The organism is Xanthobacter wiegelii (genome assembly GCF_043193855.2).
Classification (GTDB): domain Bacteria; phylum Pseudomonadota; class Alphaproteobacteria; order Rhizobiales; family Xanthobacteraceae; genus Xanthobacter; species Xanthobacter flavus_A.
Genome location: NZ_CM195529.1, coordinates 2911310 through 2928066 on the forward strand (window position 1 = coordinate 2911310; position 16757 = coordinate 2928066).

Sequence of the window (16757 nt, forward strand, 5' to 3'; positions counted from 1 at the left end):
AGCCGAACGCGATGCATGCACCCCACGGGTCCCTCGGCCACATGAGCCGGACGGCCTCCATCGCGGCCGCCATCTCCGCCATCACGGTCGTGGGCGTCGGCATCAGCCTGTCCATTCCCCTTTTGGCGCTGGAGCTGGAATCGCGCGGCGTGACCAGCAAGTGGATCGGCATCAACACGGCGGTGGCCGGCATCGCCACCATCTTCACCGCGCCGTTCGTGCCGCTGCTGGTGCGCAAGCTTGGGCTGAGGGCGCTGCTGGTGGGGGCTATCGTTCTGGCCTCCGCGAGCCTCGTGGGCTTCAAGGCGGCGCCGTCCTTCCTCATGTGGTTCCCGCTGCGCTTCGCCTTCGGCGCGGCGCTGTGCATCCTGTTCGCCGTCTCGGAATTCTGGATCAACGCCCTGGCCCCGCCCAACCGGCGCGGTCTCATCATGGGCATCTATGCCACCGCGCTCTCGCTGGGCGCGGCGCTGGGGCCGACCATCCTCAGCGTGCTCGGCGCCTCGGGGTGGGAGCCATACCTCGCCGGCGCGGTGGTGCTGCTGCTGGGCGCCATCCCGATCCTGCTGGCGCGGGGAATCACCCCCCGCATCCATGACGACAGCCACCACGGCGTGCTCACCTTCGTGCGCCGCTCGCCCTCCGCCGTGCTGGCGGCGCTGGTGTTCGGCGCCATCGAGACGGCGGTGATGACCTTCCTGCCGCTCTACGGCCTGCGCCTCGGCCTCTCGGAGACCAGCGCGGCACTGCTGCTGACGGCGGCGGTCTTGGGCAACGTCGCATTCCAGATCCCCATCGGCCTCATCTCGGACAAGGTGGACCGGCGGCTTCTGCTGCTCTGCTGCTCGCTGGCGGGCGCGGCGGGGGCCTTCACACTGCCGTTCGTTCCGGTATCGAGCCCGTGGTTCCTGGCGATGATCTTCCTCGCCACGGGCGTGGTGGGCTCGCTCTACACCGTGGGCCTCGCGCATCTGGGGGAGCGATTCCACGGCGCGGACCTCGCGGCGGCCAATGCGGCGTTCGTGATGCTCTATTCCGTGGGCCTCATCGCCGGCCCGCCGCTCGCCGGCGCCGGCATGGACCTCTACAACCCGTATGGCTTCGCCTTCGTCATCTTCACCATGCTGGCCGTCTATGCCGCCATCGTCGCCGGGCGGCTGATGACGCGGGGCCGGCGGGCCGCGTGAGGCCGTCTCAAAGCCCCCGCGCTTGACATTGGGGGCGCATTGAGAGAGGTTCCGCGCCCACGAGCCGCCGGAGACCGGCAGCGCGTCCGTTCTTCTTTTCGCCACCTCACGGTTTGCAAAAACCAGACGGTCGCACGCCGCACGCGGCACCCAGGGATCAAGACATGGCCAAGGCTGCTACCATCAAGATCAAGCTCCTGTCCTCGGCGGACACGGGCGTGTTCTACGTCACCAAGAAGAACTCCCGCACCAAGACCGACAAGATCGTGCTCAAGAAGTACGACCCGGTGGTGCGCAAGCACGTCGAGTTCCGCGAGACCAAGATCAAGTGATTCCGCTGCGGCGCTGGACAACGGCGCTGCGCGGGCTACAATCTCAGGTTCATCGTGACTGGATAGGGCGCCCTCCGGGTGCCCTTTTCTTTTTGTGGCCGCGGCCGGGCTATGACCCTGCGGCCCCAGCCCCTACCGTCCTTGCCGCAAGGCGTTCAGCACCGCGAGGGAGGCGTAGCCGTCCGCCGGGGTGATTCCCGCCTTCTGCTGGAAAGCCCGCACGGCGCGCATGGTATCGCCGCCCACGCGCCCATCGGTGCCGCCGGTGCTGAAGCCGGCCGCCGTGAGTCGCTGCTGGAGCTCCTGGATTTCCGCCAGCGTCAGCGCCCGCTCCCCACCGGGCCAGGAGGCGACGAACGGCCCCTCCCCCATCACCCGGTCGCCCAGATGCACCACCGCCAGCGCGTAGTTGGACGAGGGGTTGTAGGAGCGCACCGCATAGAAATTGTGGAGCAGCAGCAGCGCCGGCCCGCCGGGCCCGCCCGGCAGCCAGAGCCGCGCCGGCTCATCATAGGCCGAGAGCGACTGCCCTTCGATGGTGGTGATGCCGAGTTCGCTCCATTGCGACAGCGGCCGGCGCGTCTTGTTGTCGGCGAGGTCGGAATTGAAATTGCCCGGCAGCTTGGCCTCGAAGCCCCACGGCTCGCCGCGCCGATACTTGCCGCGCTTCACCAGGTAGTTGGCCGTGCCGGCGAGGGCGTCGTCCGGCTTGCCGAAGGGCGAGATGCGGCCGTCGCCGTCGAAATCCACGCCCATGTTGAGCCACACCTCGGGCATCCACTGGGTGTGGCCCATGGCGCCGGCCCACGAGCCGGTCATCTCCTGCGGCGTGCCCCAGCCGCGCTCGACGATGACCAAAGCGTTGAGAAGCTCCGCCTCCCAGTATTTCCGCCGCCGCGCATCGCCCCACGCCAGCGCCGCCAGCGAATTGAAGACGGGCTTCATGTGCGTCGGATTGGAGAGCACCTCGCCATAGGCGCTTTCCATGCCCCAATAGCCGAGCATCACGCGGCGATCGACGCCGAACGCCTGCTCGATGCGGTCGAACAAAGCGGAATACTGCTTCGCCTTCTGCTTGCCGGTGGCGATGCGCCAGTCGGAGACGCGGCGGTTGAGATACTGCCAGGACTGCTCGGTGAATTCCGCCTGGTTGCGGTCCTGCTCATACACCGAGGTGTCCGGCTTCAGGCCGCTGAACACCCTGTTGTAGGTGGCATCGGAGACGCCGCGGGCGCGCGCCCGGGCACGGAAGGTCTCGACCCATTTGGGGAAGGACTGCGCCGCCTGCTGGGCGAAGACGGGCGGGGCCAGAAGACCCGAGCCGGCGAGAAAGGCGCTCCCCGCGAGAGAGAGGGTGAAGGCGCGGCGGCCGATGAGAAGGCGGGATCGGTCGTCGGTCATGTCTCTCCCGGTCAGGTCAGCTAGAGGAGGTGAAGGGACGGGCGGAGGCCAGCACTTCGGGATCGGCCACGGTGCGGCCGACGATGGCGGTGACACGCTCCGGCTCGAACGGCCTGAGCGTGGAGATGAGGCGCACGGGCGCCGTATCGGGCAGGGCCGCCGCCGGGCCGATGAGCTGCGTCACCCGCCGGGCGATGGCGGGCGCCGGGTCCATCCAGGTGACGGGCCACGGCGCGAGGCGCTCGAAGCGATCCACCAGCAGCGGATAATGGGTGCAGGCGAGCACCACGGTGTCGGTGCGCCGGCCGTCGGCGGAGACGAAGCAGGGCGCGATTTCGGCGGCGATGTCCGCGTCGTCCACCGGATCGCCGGCCATGGCCGCCTCGGCGAGGCCCGCGAGCCGGTCGCTGGGCACGAGGGCCACGTCGCACCCCTGCGCGAACTCGCGCACGAGGCCGGCCGTATAGTCCCGCCGCACGGTACCGGGCGTGGCGAGCACGCTCACCCGCTTGGTGCGGGAGGCGATGCACGCCGGCTTGATGGCCGGCACGGTGCCGATGAAGGGCAGTTGATGGCGCGCGCGCAGGCTCGGCAGCGCCAGCGTGGAAATGGTGTTGCAGGCGATGATGACGAGATCGGGCGCAACGTCCGCGATCAGCCGGTCCACCACGTGGCCGACCCGCTCCAGCATCACGTCGTCGGGGAGCGCGCCATAGGGAAAGGCCGCGTCGTCCGCCGCATAGACGAGCCGCGCGTCCGGCCGGGCCTTCGCCACCTCCCGGAAGACGGTGAGGCCGCCCACCCCCGAATCGAACACGAGAATGGTCGGCGCGACATCCGGCAGGGACGCGGTCGCGGGCAATTGGGCGGCGAGGGAGGTCACGGCGGAACTCTCGATGGCAGCGTGTGCCATGGCTTATCCTCAATGGCGCAGGCGAGATTGTGACGGGCGCATCGTAAAGGAAGGGTGAGCGCGGGGTCGGCTTCCTCCTCCACGGCCATGGACCGGCGACAAGGCGGCCCGCCATTTGTTAAGCTGCGCGCGGCGTATACAGCGTGCGAGGGTCCATGGCGTCGCTGAGCGTGCGAATCGATCTTGCCCCCGGCGGCCGGCTCGGCCCCGGCAAGATCGAGCTTCTGGAGAAGATCGCCGCCCTCGGCTCCATCTCGGCGGCGGGGCGCGAGATGGACATGTCCTATCGCCGGGCGTGGGAGCTGGTGGAGGAACTGAACGCGCTGTTCCCCTCCCCGCTCGTCTCGGCCCGCTCCGGCGGCAGGCACGGCGGCGGCACCGCGCTCACCGCGCTGGGTGCGTGCGTCGTCGCGAACTACCGCACCATCGAACAGGCCGCCGATGCCGCCACCCGCGCGGCCGTGGCCGAGCTGGAGGCGGAACTCGCCGCCACGCCCACCGCCGCCGAGTAGTCTTTCCTAACTCCGTGCCGCCCTGAGCGCCGCCGCGGCCGCCACCGGCCCCAGCACCAGCGCGAACAGAGCCAGACCCGCCAGCACCCGGAACGGCGTGCCGAACGGCACCGGCCCCGTCACCGCCGCCTGCGTCGCGGAGACGGCGAAGATCAGCACCGGGATGGTAAGCGGGATCACCAGCACCGCGATCAAGAGCCCACCCCGCCGGAACGCCCCGGCGAAGGCCGCGCCGATGAGACCGAGGAAGGTCACGGCGGGCGTGCCCACCAGCAAAGTGAGCACGACCGCGCCGATGGCGGCGGGCTCAAGATTCAGCATCAGCGCCAGCACCGGCGCAGCGAGCACCAGGGGCAGGCCGGTGGCGAGCCAGTGGGCGAGGCCCTTGGCGGCGGCGGTGAGTTCCAGCGGCAGCGCGGAGAGGGTGAGCGCATCGAGGGAGCCGTCCTCCGCATCGGCGGCGAACAGGCGCTCCAGCCCGATAAGGCTCGCGAGCAGCGCGCCGATCCACAGGATCGCCGGGCCGATCCGCGCCAGCAGCACGAGGTCCGGCCCCACCGCGAACGGCACCACCGTCACCACGGAGAGGAAGAACACCACCCCCAGCCCCGCGCCCCCGCCGGAGCCCAGCGACAGCGCCAGATCCCGGCGCACGATGGCAAGGAAGGCGGCGATCATGCTCCCACCCCTCCCAGCCGCAGTTCGTCCGTCTCGCCGAGGTCGAGCGGCGCGTGGGTGGCGGCGATGAGCAGGCCGCCGTCGGCCAGATGCGCGCGGCCGAAGGCGGCGAAGCGGGCCTGCGCCTTCACGTCCAGCGCGGTGGTCGGCTCGTCCAGCACCCAGATCGGCCGCTTCGCCACCAGCAGGCGGGCGATGGCGAGGCGGCGCTTCTGGCCGGCGGAGAGCACCTGCGCGCGCAGCCGCCCGAGGCCGCCGAGGCCCACCTCCTCCAGCGCCTCCTCCACCGCGAGACCGCCGCCGCCGAGCACGGTGCGCCAGAAGGCGAGGTTGGCGGCGACCGTGAGCGCACCCTTCACCGCATCGTCATGCCCGAGATAATGGATCTGCTCGCCCACGTTCTCCCCGCCCCCCGAAGAGCCGTCATCCAGACGCACGGTGCCAGCGGTGGGCGCCAGCAGCCCCGCGAGGATTCGCAGCAGCGAGGATTTGCCGGCGCCGTTCGGCCCGACCACCACCAGCGCGCGGCCGGCCTCAGCCGAAACGGCGAGCCCCTCGAACAGGAGCCGGAATCCTCTTCGGCAGGACAGGTTATCCCCTACCAGCGCCTTGACAGTCATGCGTTGCCGACCCCTGCCTTTTGGTGCATTGCACATTCAACGCTGTTATCGCATGACCGCGCTTTGAAATGGCTCTATAAAGCCCGCAGCCGCGCCGTCCAAGGTGGTGGGGAGAAGACCTCCACCCTCGCAGGAGGTGCTGTTTCGGTCGATCATCGAACCGGAGTTTTCCAGCCGTGACCTCCCTCGACAGCTTCAAGTGCCGCACAACCCTGACGGTAGACGACAAAGAGTACGTCTATTACGATCTCGAGCTGGCGGAGAAGAATGGCCTTCCGGGCATTTCCGCGCTCCCCTTCTCCATGAAGGTGCTGCTCGAGAACCTGCTGCGCTTCGAGGATGGCCGGTCCGTCACGAAGGACGACGTCATCTCCGTCGCCGACTGGGTGAACAATCGCGGCAAGGCGGAAAAGGAAATCGCCTACCGCCCCGCGCGTGTGCTGATGCAGGACTTCACCGGCGTTCCCGCGGTGGTGGACCTCGCCGCCATGCGCGACGCGATGGTGGCCCTCGGCGGCGATCCCGAGCGCATCAACCCGCTGGTTCCCGTGGATCTCGTCATCGATCACTCAGTGATCGTAAACTTCTTCGGTGACAACAAGGCGTTCGGCAAGAATGTCGAGGAAGAATACAAGCAGAATCAGGAGCGTTACCGCTTCCTGAAATGGGGCCAGAACGCGTTCGACAATTTCCGCGTCGTCCCGCCCGGCACCGGCATCTGCCATCAGGTCAACCTCGAATACCTCGCCCAGACCGTCTGGACCCGCAAGGAAGAGATCGACGGCAAGAAGGTGGAGGTCGCCTATCCCGACACGCTGGTGGGCACCGACTCGCACACCACCATGGTGAACGGCCTTGGCGTGCTCGGCTGGGGCGTGGGCGGCATCGAGGCCGAGGCGGCCATGCTCGGCCAGCCCATCTCCATGCTCATCCCCGAGGTGATCGGCTTCCGGCTCTCCGGCAAGCTGCGCGAGGGCATCACCGCCACCGACCTCGTGCTGACCGTCACGCAGATGCTGCGCAAGAAGGGCGTGGTGGGCAAGTTCGTGGAGTTCTACGGCCCCGGCCTGGAGCACCTCTCCCTCGCCGACCGCGCCACCATCGCCAACATGGCCCCCGAATACGGCGCCACCTGCGGCTTCTTCCCGGTGGATCGCGAGACCATCGACTATCTCGAAGAGACCGGCCGCAAGGACAGCCGCGTGGAGCTGGTGGAGAAGTACTCCAAGGCTCAGGGCATGTGGCGCAAGAAGGACACTCCGGACCCGGTGTTCACCGACACCCTGGAGCTGGACCTCGACACCGTGCTGCCCTCCATGGCCGGCCCCAAGCGCCCGCAGGACCGCGTGCTGCTCTCCGAGAGCAAGACCGGCTTCCTCGCTGCCTTGGAAGGCGAGTTCAAGAAGCCCGGTGAGGCCGCCAAGCGCGTCCCCGTCTCCGGCACCGACTACACGCTCGGCCATGGCGACGTGGTGATCGCCGCCATCACCTCCTGCACCAACACCTCCAACCCCTCCGTGCTCATCGCCGCCGGCCTTCTCGCCAAGGCGGCCGTGAAGAAGGGCCTCAGGTCCAAGCCGTGGGTGAAGACCTCGCTGGCGCCCGGCTCGCAGGTGGTGGAAGGCTACCTGAAGGCCGCCGACCTGCAGGACGACCTGGACAAGCTCGGCTTCAACCTGGTCGGCTTCGGCTGCACCACCTGCATCGGCAATTCCGGCCCGCTGCCGGAAGCCATCTCCGAGGCCATCAACACCAACGACCTCGTGGCCGGCGCCGTGATCTCCGGCAACCGCAACTTCGAAGGCCGCGTGAACCCGGACGTGAAGGCGAACTACCTCGCCTCCCCGCCCCTCGTGGTCGCCTATGCGATCGCCGGCTCGCTGCAGGTGGACCTCACCACCGAGCCCCTCGGCACGGACAAGGACGGCAACCCCGTCTATCTCAAGGACATCTGGCCCTCCAACAAGGAAGTGGCCCAGTACATCCGCGAGAACGTCACCAAGAAGATGTTCAAGGAAAAGTATTCCGACGTCTTCAAGGGCGACGAGCACTGGCAGAAGATCGCCGTGCCCACCGGCCAGACCTACGCCTGGCAGGATGCCTCCACCTACGTGCAGAACCCGCCCTATTTCGTCGGGATGCAGAAGACCCCCGAGCCGGTGAAGGACATCATCGACGCGCGGATCATGGGTCTGTTCCTCGACAGCATCACCACCGACCACATCTCGCCGGCCGGCTCCATCAAGCAGGCGTCCCCGGCGGGCAAGTACCTGATCGACCATCAGGTGCGCCCGGTGGACTTCAACCAGTACGGCACCCGCCGCGGCAACCATGAAGTGATGATGCGCGGCACCTTCGCCAACATCCGCATCAAGAACCAGATGGTGCCCGGCGTGGAAGGTGGCGTCACCATCCACTATCCGGACGGCGCCCAGCTGCCCATCTACGACGCGGCCATGCAGTACCGTGCCGAGGGCGTGCCGCTGGTGGTGTTCGCCGGCAAGGAATACGGCACCGGCTCCTCCCGCGACTGGGCGGCGAAGGGCACCAAGCTGCTCGGCGTGCGCGCCGTTGTGGCCCAGTCCTTCGAGCGCATCCACCGCTCGAACCTGGTCGGCATGGGCATCGTGCCGCTGGTGTTCAAGGACGGCGAGAGCTGGCAGAGCCTCGGCATCAAGGGCGACGAGATCGTCACCCTCAAGGGCATCGAGGGCGACCTCAAGCCCCGCCAGACGCTCACCGCCGAGATCAAGTTCGCCGACGGCACCGTGAAGAACGTCGAGCTGATCTGCCGTATCGATACGCTGGATGAGCTGGATTACTTCCGCAACGGCGGCATCCTGCCCTACGTGCTGCGCTCGCTGGCCGCCTGATCGTTCGGCGCTTTAGGGCGCTGACGGAACCGTGATGAACGCCGGCCCGATGCCTGTCGGGCCGGCGTTTTCGCGCCGGGAGCGGCGCCTTGGGCGGCTCAAAGATACCGCCCCGCACCCCTTTGTGACTGGAGTGCGCTGCGCCAGTCCGCTATCTCGGAAACACATTCCAACAACCCATTGCGCCCGATGATGTTGAACCGCTCCACCCTTGCGCTCGTCCTTGCCCTCGCCGCCTCGCCGGCGCTGGCGCAGACCCAGCCGAAGGTGGTGGTGGAACTGTTCACGAGCCAGGGCTGCGCCTCCTGCCCGCCCGCCGACGCACTGCTGAACGATCTCGCCAAGGATCCGCAGGTGCTCGCGCTCACCCTCTCGGTGGATTACTGGGACTATGTGGGCTGGAAGGACACCCTCGCCCTGCACGGCCATTCCCTGCGCCAGAAGGCCTATGCCGAGCAGCGGCCGGACAAGAAGGTCTACACCCCTCAGATGGTCATCGACGGGCAGATCGTCGCCAAAGGCAGCGATCGTGCCGCGGTGCAGCGCGCCGTCATGACCGCCCGCGCCTCCGGCGGCCTCTCCCTTCCGGTGGAGGTGAAGCGCGAAGGCGAGGACATCGAGATCACCCTGCCCCAGTCCCTCACCATCGCCGATGGCGCCGAGGTGTGGGCCTGCCCCGTCGCCCGCGCCCAGACGGTCTCCATCGGCCGGGGCGAGAACGGCGGTCGCAACGTGACCTACGCCAATGTGGTGCGCGGCTGGACCCGCGTTGCCCGTTGGGAGGGGGACGCCCGCACCTTCAAGGTGCCGCTGAAGGACATCCACCGCGACGGCAGCGACGCGGTGGCGGTGATGGTGCAGACGGGCACCCCGGCCACCCCCGGCCAGATCGTCGGCGCGACCCTCTTTCCGCTCGACTGACCCTCTCGACCGACTCGGCACTCTCCCGACGAGCATCGAACCGGCCTGAACGGCGCGGTTCGGCGCACCTGAATCGCTTCCGATTCTCCCAAGTCGATTCGGCTCGGGAAACGGGCTCTCGCGCGCGCCAAAAAAAGGCCATCCGCTGGGGATGGCCTGCATCGGGGGTCTGAAGTCGGTGCGTAGCCTGGCCGGTTCGGATGCACCCCGGGGGGCTGGGGGGCTGGGATAGACCGGAGCGCCTCACGAACCGGCCCTGCTACGCGAAGAAAGATCGCGCCCCGCCGCGGCATGCGATTGGCCGAATTTCGGCGACACTGTGATTCCATTGACGTTGGCGTGATGGGTATTCGAGTATGCTCAGACCATGTGGAGCAGCCGGCTACGGATTGGCCTTGAAAGGGTTGGCCGGTGGAGGGATCATGAGGCGATACGCGCGTCCGCCTTCGGCACCCCCGCCGGAAAGCGGCGCCAGACAAGGACCAGGAGGCCCGATGGGAGACATCGAACCTATAGTCCTGCCCCGGCGCGGTGGAACGCCGGTTCAGCCCTCCACGCCCGCGCCCGTCCCCCTCCGCGTCACCTTCGACCGCCGCGAGCTGGACCGCATCCTCGACCTCTACGGCCGCATGGTCGCCCAGGGCGAGTGGCGCGACTATGCCATTGATTTTCAACGCGACAAGGCCGTCTTCGCCATCTATCGGCGGTCCATGGATGTGCCGCTCTACCGCATCGAGAAGGACCCGCGCCTCGCCCGAAAGCAGGGCATGTACAGCGTGGTCTCGCAGACCGGCCTCATCCTCAAGCGCGGCCACGAATTGCCCCGCGTGCTGGCGGTCCTGGAAAAGCCGCTGCGCACCATCTGATGCAGAGCCCGGACATGGAAAAGGCCGGGCAATGCCCGGCCTATCATACTGAAATCTAAGATCGAATCAGCCGCGGTTCGAGCCCTTGCGGCGCAGCCGAACCACCACGTCCACCCGCGCGACCTCGAAGCCTTCCGGCGGCTCGGGCAGCAGGTTCACCGACACATCGGCGGCGGGAATGTCGACGAGGTCGTTCTGGCCCTCGACGAAGAAGTGGTGGTGGTCGGAGGCGTTGGTGTCGAAATAGGTCTTGGACCCGTCCACGGCCACCTCGCGCAGCAGGCTCACTTCCGTGAACTGGTGCAAGGTGTTGTAGACGGTCGCCAGCGACACCGGGAAGCGCGCCTTGATGGCTTCCTCGTGCAGGATTTCCGCAGTGACGTGCCGGTCGCCCTTGGCAAACAGAAGCCAGCCGAGGGCAAGGCGCTGACGGGTCGGCCGCAGGCCAACCTCCTTGAGCATTTCGCGGACGTCGTGGAAGGGGCAGCCGGTGCGACGCGCGGTGTTAACATCCCGAAGCTGGGCGACGGGAAGGACCGGCTCAACCTGCATGTCACCGCCCTGGGAGAAGGAGGTGGTGAAGGTGGTACGGGCGCGGGGCATCTCGGTCATTTCGGCTGCAATCTTCGCTAGCTAAAACCAAAATATGCGCCGCCGAGGGAAACGCAATGCGAATGCCTCCGAAGACGACTAGCAAATTTATACCCCATGCTGCAGGGCAGCGCCATACGGCAGGGCCTGAGTAAGAACATTTCCAAGGTAGGGGCACACCATCGTCCCCTGCGTCATCGCCAGTCACATGAGCGTCAATCCCCGCTCGGAGCATGGACAATGGCGCCCCCGCCAAGCTATCGCCGGGGCTGCGCCGCCGACCGCATAGGGAGCCTGCCTTGTATCCGACCACGAAGGAAACCGCGTCCCTGCTGCTGGCGGCAGGCTCTGTCATGGCTCTTTCGGCGGCCTGGTATTTCCAGCTCGTAGTTGGCCTCGCGCCCTGCCCGCTGTGCCTCGACCAGCGCATTGCCTATTACGCCGCCGTGCCGCTGGGGCTGATCGCCTTCTTCCTTGCCCGCAGCGATCGCTCAGGTCCGGCGCGGGTGCTCCTGGCGCTGCTGGGCGTGGCGATGCTCGTCAACGCCGGGATCGCGGTCTATCACGCCGGCATCGAGTGGCAATTCTGGACGGGCCCGACGGCCTGCACTGGCGCGCCGGTGGCCACCACAAACGTGCTCTCGGCGCTCAAGGGCGCGCGCGTGCCGCGCTGCGACGAAGCGGCGTGGCGGATGTTCGGGCTGTCCATGGCGGGGTGGAACGCGCTGATCGCGCTTGCTCTGGCGGCCGTGGGCTTCGCAGGCGCGACGACCGGTCGCAAGGCCTGAGCGGTGCTCAGGGATCGAGTTCGGTATCCCAGTAGAGATAGTCCATCCAGCTCTCGTGCAGATAGTTCGGCGGGAAGTGCCTGCCGTTCTGGTGGAGATCGTGCACGGAAGGCTGGAAGGGCGTCTGCGCGGGCCACATCCCCGCGTCCGCCGGCATATGGCCGCCCTTGCGCAGGTTGCAGGGGGAGCAGGCCGCGACCACGTTCTCCCAGGTTGTCTGGCCGCCCTTCGAGCGCGGGATCACATGGTCGAACGTGAGATCGTCGCGTGAGCCGCAATACTGGCAGGAGAAGCGATCACGCAAGAAGACGTTGAAACGGGTAAAGGCTGGCTGGCGGGTCGGCTTCACGAAGGTGCGCAGAGAAACGACGCTGGGCAGCCTGATTTCAAAACCCGGACTTCGCACCGCCTTGTCGTAATATTCGACGATATTCACCCGGTCGAGGAAGACAGCCTTGATGGCGTCTTGCCAGCTCCAGACCGACAGCGGGTAATAGCTCAACGGGCGGTAGTCCGCGTTGAGCACGAGCGCTGGCCAGGCACCTGATGACAAAGCAGTGGTCAAGGACCGACCTCCTCGTCTGCGCACCCGAATCGCGCCTGACGATCCCTGTGCGCGGCGGATACTCTATATGCTCCGTGTCATTGTTGTGAAGCCGAGCGCCAAACCACGGCGCGCTCCCGTCGTTTACTGCGCCGGCGGCCGAGCCTGCCCCCGCTACCGTCTTCATCGCCTCCCTGGCGCGAGGAATTCGGCGAGAAAAGCCCCGCCGTGGGCGAGGCCGGCGTCGTCGATGCCATGCCCTAGCCCTTGGCTGAGGTGCCATTCCACCGGCACGCCGGCATCGGCGAGGCCGCGCGCGGAAGCGAACAGCGCCTGCGCGGGAATCACTTCATCCTCGGTGCCATGCACGAGCAGGATGGGTGGGCGCGTGCGCAGTTGCAGATCGCGCGGCACCCCGCCCGCCGCCTCCACCCACAGCCCGGAATAGGCCACCACGGCAGCGGGAGCGACGGCGGCGGTGGTCGCGATCTTCAGCGCCATCATGGCGCCCTGGCTGAAGCCCACCAGCGCCAGCCGGGAGGGCGGCAGATCGTATTTGGCGAGTTCCTCTTCGAGGAATGCCTCCAGCACAGGCGCCGCAGCCTCAGCGCCCCGGGTCAGTTCGTGGGGATCACGGAAGCTCAGCGGGAACCACTGACGGCCCATGGGCGCCTCCCCGCATGAGTCGGGGGCGTGGGGGGAAATGAAGGCCGTCCCAGGCAGGAGATCGGCCCAGGCGTTGCCGAGGTCGATGAGGTCGCGCCCGTCCGCGCCATAGCCGTGCAGCAGCACGACGAGACTATCCGGCGCGCCGCCGTTGCGCGGACGCAGGCGCGGGCCGTCAAGGATGGGCTCGTCGAGGGAAACGCCATCGAGGGGGAAGGACATGGGTCTGCACTCGTTTCAGGCCGGGGCGCCGAGGCGGGCGCGCCGGGCACCATAATAGGCCCACAGAAGATGCGCCGCCACGCCGCGCAGCGGCCGCCAGTCCTCGGCGATGGCGCGCAGGCCGAGGGGCGTGCAGCGGCCTCCCAGTTCCAGAGCCTCGCCCAGCGCCACCTGAAGCGCGAGATCGCCATGGGGGAAGGCGTCGGCGCGGCCGAGGCAGAAGAGGAGGTAGATGTCGGCGGTCCACAGCCCGATTCCGGGCAGGCGCGTCATCACCTCGGCCGCCGCATCGGCCTCCATCCGGGCCACGGCTTCGAGATCCACTTCGCCCTCGGCGAGCGCACGCGCGATCCCGGTGAGGGTGCGGATCTTGGGCGCCGACAGGCCCGCGGCACGCAGCGTCTCCACGGGCGCGCAAAGCATGGCCTCGACCGTCGGCGTTCCGCCCAGCGCGGCCTCGAACCGGCCGGTGATGGCGCGGGCCGAGGCGACGGACAATTGCTGCGCAATCACCACTGCGCACAGGCCCGCAAACCCCGGCGGGCGACGGCGCAGGGCTGGTCGGCCGGCGACTCCCGCCACGGGGACGAGCCGGTCATCAAGCCCCAGCAACTGCGCGAAGGCGCGGTCGAACACGCCTTGATCGGTGAGCAGCGGCTCGTTCATCGTTCGTCTCCAGAGACTTGTTCGCGGCCGCGCGATATCGCTCTAATGATCGACGCCATGCCCGAACCTTCCCTGCCCTTCATCTGCCGCTTCGCGCCCAGCCCCAACGGCCGGCTGCACCTCGGCCACGCCTTCTCGGCGCTGGTGAATGCCGAAGCGGCGGCGCGCACGGGCGGCGCGTTTCTGCTGCGCATGGAGGACATCGACACGACACGCTGTCGACCCGAATTCGAGCAGGGCATCCTTGATGACCTCGCCTGGCTCGGCATCGTGCCCGCAGCGGCGCCGCGGCGCCAGTCGGAGCATTTCGCCGACTATGCCGCCGCGCTGGACCGGCTGGAGGGAATGGGGCTCATCTATCCCGCTTTCGATAGCCGATCCGACATCGCCCGCGCCGTAATCGAGAGCGAGGCGAAGCTGGGGCGCCCTGCCCCGCGCGATCCGGACGGGGCGCCGCTCTTTCCCTTCCCCCGATCGGCGCTCGCGGACGGGGCGCGGGCGAAGCGGAAGGCGGAGGGGGAACCCTACGTGCTGCGGCTCGATATGGCGGCGGCGCTGGAGGCTGCCGGTGCCGGGCCGCTTTTCTGGCCCGAGGCGGAGGGGATGCCGGAGGGACCGGCCGTTGCCATCCCGGCCGATCCGGCGCAATGGGGCGACGTGGTGCTGGCGCGCCGGGACGTGCCGACCTCCTACCATCTCTCGGTCGTGGTTGACGACGCGCTGCAGGGCATCACCCGCGTCATCCGGGGCATGGACCTCTACCACGCCACGTCGGTCCACGTGCTGCTGCAGCGGTTGTTGGGCCTGGCGACGCCGGTCTATCACCACCACCGGCTGATCCTGGATGCCAGCGGCCACAAGCTCTCCAAGAGCAATTCGGCCACCAGCCTGCTCGCGCTGCGCAATTGCGGCGCGACGCCCGGGGATGTCCGAGCCCGCCTCGGCCTCGATGCGGGTCAGCCGACCCCGAGGATGTAGAGCCAGAGCGCCACGGTGAAGACCGCGAGCCCGGTGGAGAGCGAGACCGCGCTGGTGGAGGTGCCGATGCCCACGCCATAGCGCTGGGCCAGCAGATAGCCGTTGATTCCGCTCGGCATGGCCGCGAACAGCACCGCGACGCCGGCCCATACGGGCGGCATGGAGAAGACCATCGTCAGCGCAAAGACCGCCGCCGGGTGGACGATGAGCTTGAGCACGCTGATCAGCGCCGAAGGCACAAGATCGCCACCCGCCATGCCGTAGCGCTTCAGCGAGAGACCGAGGGAGATCAGAGCGCAGGGCGTCGCAGCGGCCGCCAGAAGGTCGATCATCTGCTTCGGCACACCGGTGGCCTGGATGCCGGTGATCTTGGCCAGCGCGCCGGCATAGATGCCCAGCAGGATGGGATTGAACGCCAGCGCCTTGCCGAGCCGGACCATGGTCGCCCGGGAGAAGCCGCTGCTCCCTTCGAGCAGCACGGTGGCCGCCACCAGCATCACCGGCAGATGGATGGCGATGAGGAGGAACAGCGGCACCGCCCCCGCCTCCCCATAGGCCTTCAGGATCAGCGGCACGCCGACGAACACGGTGTTGGCCTGGCCGGCGGCGAAGCCGTGGATCACCGCCTCCTGCCAGCCCCGCCCGAACAGGCGCTCTGCCGCCACCATCGCGATGGCGAACACGAAGAAGGCGCCGGCGAAATACGCGATCCAGTAGCCCCAGGGCTGCGCCTCCGGCAGCTTCGATTCGCTCAGCGTCTTGAAGATGAGAACCGGCACCGACAGGCTGAACACGAACTCCGCCAGCCCGTCCGTCGCCCGTTCGCTGACGAGGCCGATGCGCGCGGCGATATAGCCCACCAGCACCATGCCGAACACGGGAAGGACGATGACGGAGATGTCGGCGAGCGTGTTCAGCATGGCCGCGTCCGTCAGGCCGCCCGCATCTGCGCCGTCTCTGCGGCCGGCGTGAGATCCGCCGCGCGGACTCCAACCATGACGCCGAGCCGCTGGCCGAGGCGCACCGCGACCGCCTCTTCCGCGCTGAATTCAATGACGACCGCGAGCGCATCGGCGCCCGCGCTGCAATCGACCCGGCTTGGCAGGACGTCGTGGATCACGAACGGCTCCAGCAGGCGCAGCAGCAGGTTGGTATCCGGCTCGGCCAGGACGGAGAGGCGATGGGCGGGCTGGTGCGGGCGAGCGGAAGGCGAGCCGTCGCGATGGACGGAGGTTTCACGGCTGGACATGGAAACGATCCGGACTGAGGCGGGCTTGGCCGCGCGATTCTCTGGGCAAATCACCGGCTGGGCCAACAGATGGGCCGGTCCCGGCGAAGGATCGCGCCGCGGCCTCGGACAGCCTCAGGCGCGCAAGTCTACCCGGCCGACAGCGTCGACCGGGCGAGGAATTCGCCGCAGGGCCGGAAATACAACCGGCATATGGCATCCAGAACGAAGCATGGGCAGACGTTAGGCTTGCGGGATGGAAGCGTCAACCGCCGGGCAAATCGTTTAGCACTCGTCGGCCGGCGACGGGCGCCTGGAACGCAAACGGCCGGGCAGAGCCCGGCCGCGAACGCTGGGTCAGACGCCGAAGCGTCGATCAGCCCTCGTCGTCGTCGTTGTGCTCGGGGGGCACGAGGCCCTGAAGGCCGGCAAGCAGCTCTTCCTCGGTCATGCGGTCGAGCATGACGTCGCTGTCCTCGCCGCCCGAGCTGTCGCTGGAGGCGATGAGCGGCACGGCCTCGGGCTCGGGCTCGTCCACCTCGGTGTACTTCTGCAGCGAGTGGATGAGGTCTTCCTTGAGATCCTCGGGGCTCACGGTCTCATCGGCGATCTCGCGCAGGGCGACGACGGGGTTCTTGTCGTTGTCCCGGTCGATGGTGATCTGCTGGCCGGACGAGATCATGCGCGCGCGGTGGGCGGCGAGCAGGACCAGCTCGAACCGGTTGTCCACCTTGTCGATGCAGTCTTCTACTGTGACACGGGCCATGGGCT

Annotated in this window: 19 protein-coding genes; 8 read left to right on the forward strand and 11 right to left on the reverse strand. The window is 68.0% G+C overall.

The window, feature by feature from the left end:
- Positions 1–11: 11 nt before the first annotated feature.
- Both V5F63_RS13465 and rpmG read left to right on the forward strand, forming a co-directional pair.
- The gene (locus tag V5F63_RS13465; protein ID WP_209489659.1) at positions 12–1187 is read left to right on the forward strand and encodes an MFS transporter; all 1176 of its coding nucleotides are present in this window, start codon (positions 12–14) and stop codon (positions 1185–1187) included.
- 164 nt (positions 1188–1351) lie between these two features.
- The gene (rpmG, locus tag V5F63_RS13470; protein WP_012115832.1) at positions 1352–1519 is read left to right on the forward strand and encodes a 50S ribosomal protein L33; all 168 of its coding nucleotides are present in this window, start codon (positions 1352–1354) and stop codon (positions 1517–1519) included.
- A 132-nt stretch (positions 1520–1651) separates the two neighbouring features.
- Here the strand turns inward: rpmG and V5F63_RS13475 are convergent, their stop codons facing one another.
- Both V5F63_RS13475 and murI read right to left on the reverse strand, forming a co-directional pair.
- Positions 1652–2920 carry a lytic murein transglycosylase gene (locus V5F63_RS13475; RefSeq protein WP_209489661.1) on the reverse strand — a complete coding sequence of 423 codons (1269 nt, stop codon included), beginning with the start codon at positions 2918–2920 and terminating at the stop codon, positions 1652–1654.
- Between the two features lie 16 nt (positions 2921–2936).
- Entirely contained in the window at positions 2937–3833 is an 897-nt protein-coding gene (murI, locus tag V5F63_RS13480; protein ID WP_209489663.1) for a glutamate racemase, read from the reverse strand.
- A 155-nt stretch (positions 3834–3988) separates the two neighbouring features.
- Here murI and V5F63_RS13485 point away from each other — a divergent pair, with 155 nt between their 5' ends.
- On the forward strand, positions 3989–4345 hold the full coding sequence (locus tag V5F63_RS13485) for a winged helix-turn-helix domain-containing protein (protein WP_209489665.1): 357 nt from the start codon (positions 3989–3991) through the stop codon (positions 4343–4345).
- A gap of 6 nt (positions 4346–4351) precedes the next feature.
- Here the strand turns inward: V5F63_RS13485 and ccmB are convergent, their stop codons facing one another.
- Together ccmB and ccmA are read right to left on the reverse strand one after the other, a co-directional pair.
- Entirely contained in the window at positions 4352–5020 is a 669-nt protein-coding gene (gene ccmB, locus V5F63_RS13490) for a heme exporter protein CcmB (protein WP_209490589.1), read from the reverse strand.
- Entirely contained in the window at positions 5020–5643 is a 624-nt protein-coding gene (gene ccmA / locus V5F63_RS13495) for a heme ABC exporter ATP-binding protein CcmA (protein WP_394102380.1), read from the reverse strand. The genes ccmB and ccmA overlap by 1 nt, the downstream gene beginning before the upstream one ends.
- A gap of 176 nt (positions 5644–5819) precedes the next feature.
- Between ccmA and acnA the strand changes: the two genes are divergently transcribed.
- The 3 genes from acnA to V5F63_RS13510 all read left to right on the forward strand — a co-directional run bounded on the left by acnA (position 5820) and on the right by V5F63_RS13510 (position 10303).
- Positions 5820–8516, forward strand: a complete 2697-nt coding sequence (gene acnA / locus V5F63_RS13500) for an aconitate hydratase AcnA (RefSeq protein ID WP_394102379.1) — start codon at positions 5820–5822, stop codon at positions 8514–8516.
- A gap of 189 nt (positions 8517–8705) precedes the next feature.
- Positions 8706–9437: a DUF1223 domain-containing protein gene (locus V5F63_RS13505; protein ID WP_394113611.1), complete on the forward strand. Its 732-nt coding sequence runs from the start codon at positions 8706–8708 to the stop codon at positions 9435–9437.
- 494 nt (positions 9438–9931) lie between these two features.
- Positions 9932–10303, forward strand: coding sequence for a DUF2794 domain-containing protein (locus tag V5F63_RS13510; RefSeq protein ID WP_209489673.1), 372 nt, complete (start codon positions 9932–9934; stop codon positions 10301–10303).
- A 66-nt stretch (positions 10304–10369) separates the two neighbouring features.
- On the opposite strand, the gene irrA is transcribed toward V5F63_RS13510, so the two are convergent.
- On the reverse strand, positions 10370–10855 hold the full coding sequence (gene irrA / locus V5F63_RS13515) for an iron response transcriptional regulator IrrA (protein ID WP_209490596.1): 486 nt from the start codon (positions 10853–10855) through the stop codon (positions 10370–10372).
- 338 nt (positions 10856–11193) lie between these two features.
- On the opposite strand from irrA, the gene V5F63_RS13520 reads away from it, so the two are divergent.
- On the forward strand, positions 11194–11682 hold the full coding sequence (locus V5F63_RS13520) for a disulfide bond formation protein B (RefSeq protein ID WP_394102377.1): 489 nt from the start codon (positions 11194–11196) through the stop codon (positions 11680–11682).
- Positions 11683–11689: 7 nt separating this feature from the next.
- On the opposite strand, the gene V5F63_RS13525 is transcribed toward V5F63_RS13520, so the two are convergent.
- From V5F63_RS13525 to V5F63_RS13535, 3 genes are all read right to left on the reverse strand, one after another.
- A complete protein-coding gene (locus tag V5F63_RS13525; protein ID WP_209489678.1) occupies positions 11690–12247 on the reverse strand; it encodes an HNH endonuclease in 558 nt (185 codons plus the stop codon).
- A gap of 162 nt (positions 12248–12409) precedes the next feature.
- Positions 12410–13114: an alpha/beta hydrolase gene (locus tag V5F63_RS13530; protein ID WP_394102376.1), complete on the reverse strand. Its 705-nt coding sequence runs from the start codon at positions 13112–13114 to the stop codon at positions 12410–12412.
- Between the two features lie 15 nt (positions 13115–13129).
- Positions 13130–13780: a DNA-3-methyladenine glycosylase family protein gene (locus tag V5F63_RS13535; protein WP_394102375.1), complete on the reverse strand. Its 651-nt coding sequence runs from the start codon at positions 13778–13780 to the stop codon at positions 13130–13132.
- 57 nt (positions 13781–13837) lie between these two features.
- Here V5F63_RS13535 and gluQRS point away from each other — a divergent pair, with 57 nt between their 5' ends.
- Positions 13838–14758 (forward strand): tRNA glutamyl-Q(34) synthetase GluQRS, encoded by a 921-nt coding sequence (gluQRS, locus tag V5F63_RS13540; RefSeq protein ID WP_394102374.1) that lies wholly within the window; start codon positions 13838–13840, stop codon positions 14756–14758.
- On the opposite strand, the gene V5F63_RS13545 is transcribed toward gluQRS, so the two are convergent.
- The 3 genes from V5F63_RS13545 to rpoZ all read right to left on the reverse strand — a co-directional run bounded on the left by V5F63_RS13545 (position 14737) and on the right by rpoZ (position 16752).
- Entirely contained in the window at positions 14737–15678 is a 942-nt protein-coding gene (locus V5F63_RS13545; protein WP_394102373.1) for an AEC family transporter, read from the reverse strand. The genes gluQRS and V5F63_RS13545 overlap by 22 nt on opposite strands.
- Before the next feature lie 11 nt (positions 15679–15689).
- The gene (locus tag V5F63_RS13550; RefSeq protein ID WP_209489688.1) at positions 15690–16007 is read right to left on the reverse strand and encodes a hypothetical protein; all 318 of its coding nucleotides are present in this window, start codon (positions 16005–16007) and stop codon (positions 15690–15692) included.
- Positions 16008–16362: 355 nt separating this feature from the next.
- The gene (rpoZ, locus tag V5F63_RS13555; RefSeq protein ID WP_024279425.1) at positions 16363–16752 is read right to left on the reverse strand and encodes a DNA-directed RNA polymerase subunit omega; all 390 of its coding nucleotides are present in this window, start codon (positions 16750–16752) and stop codon (positions 16363–16365) included.
- Positions 16753–16757 lie beyond the last annotated feature (5 nt).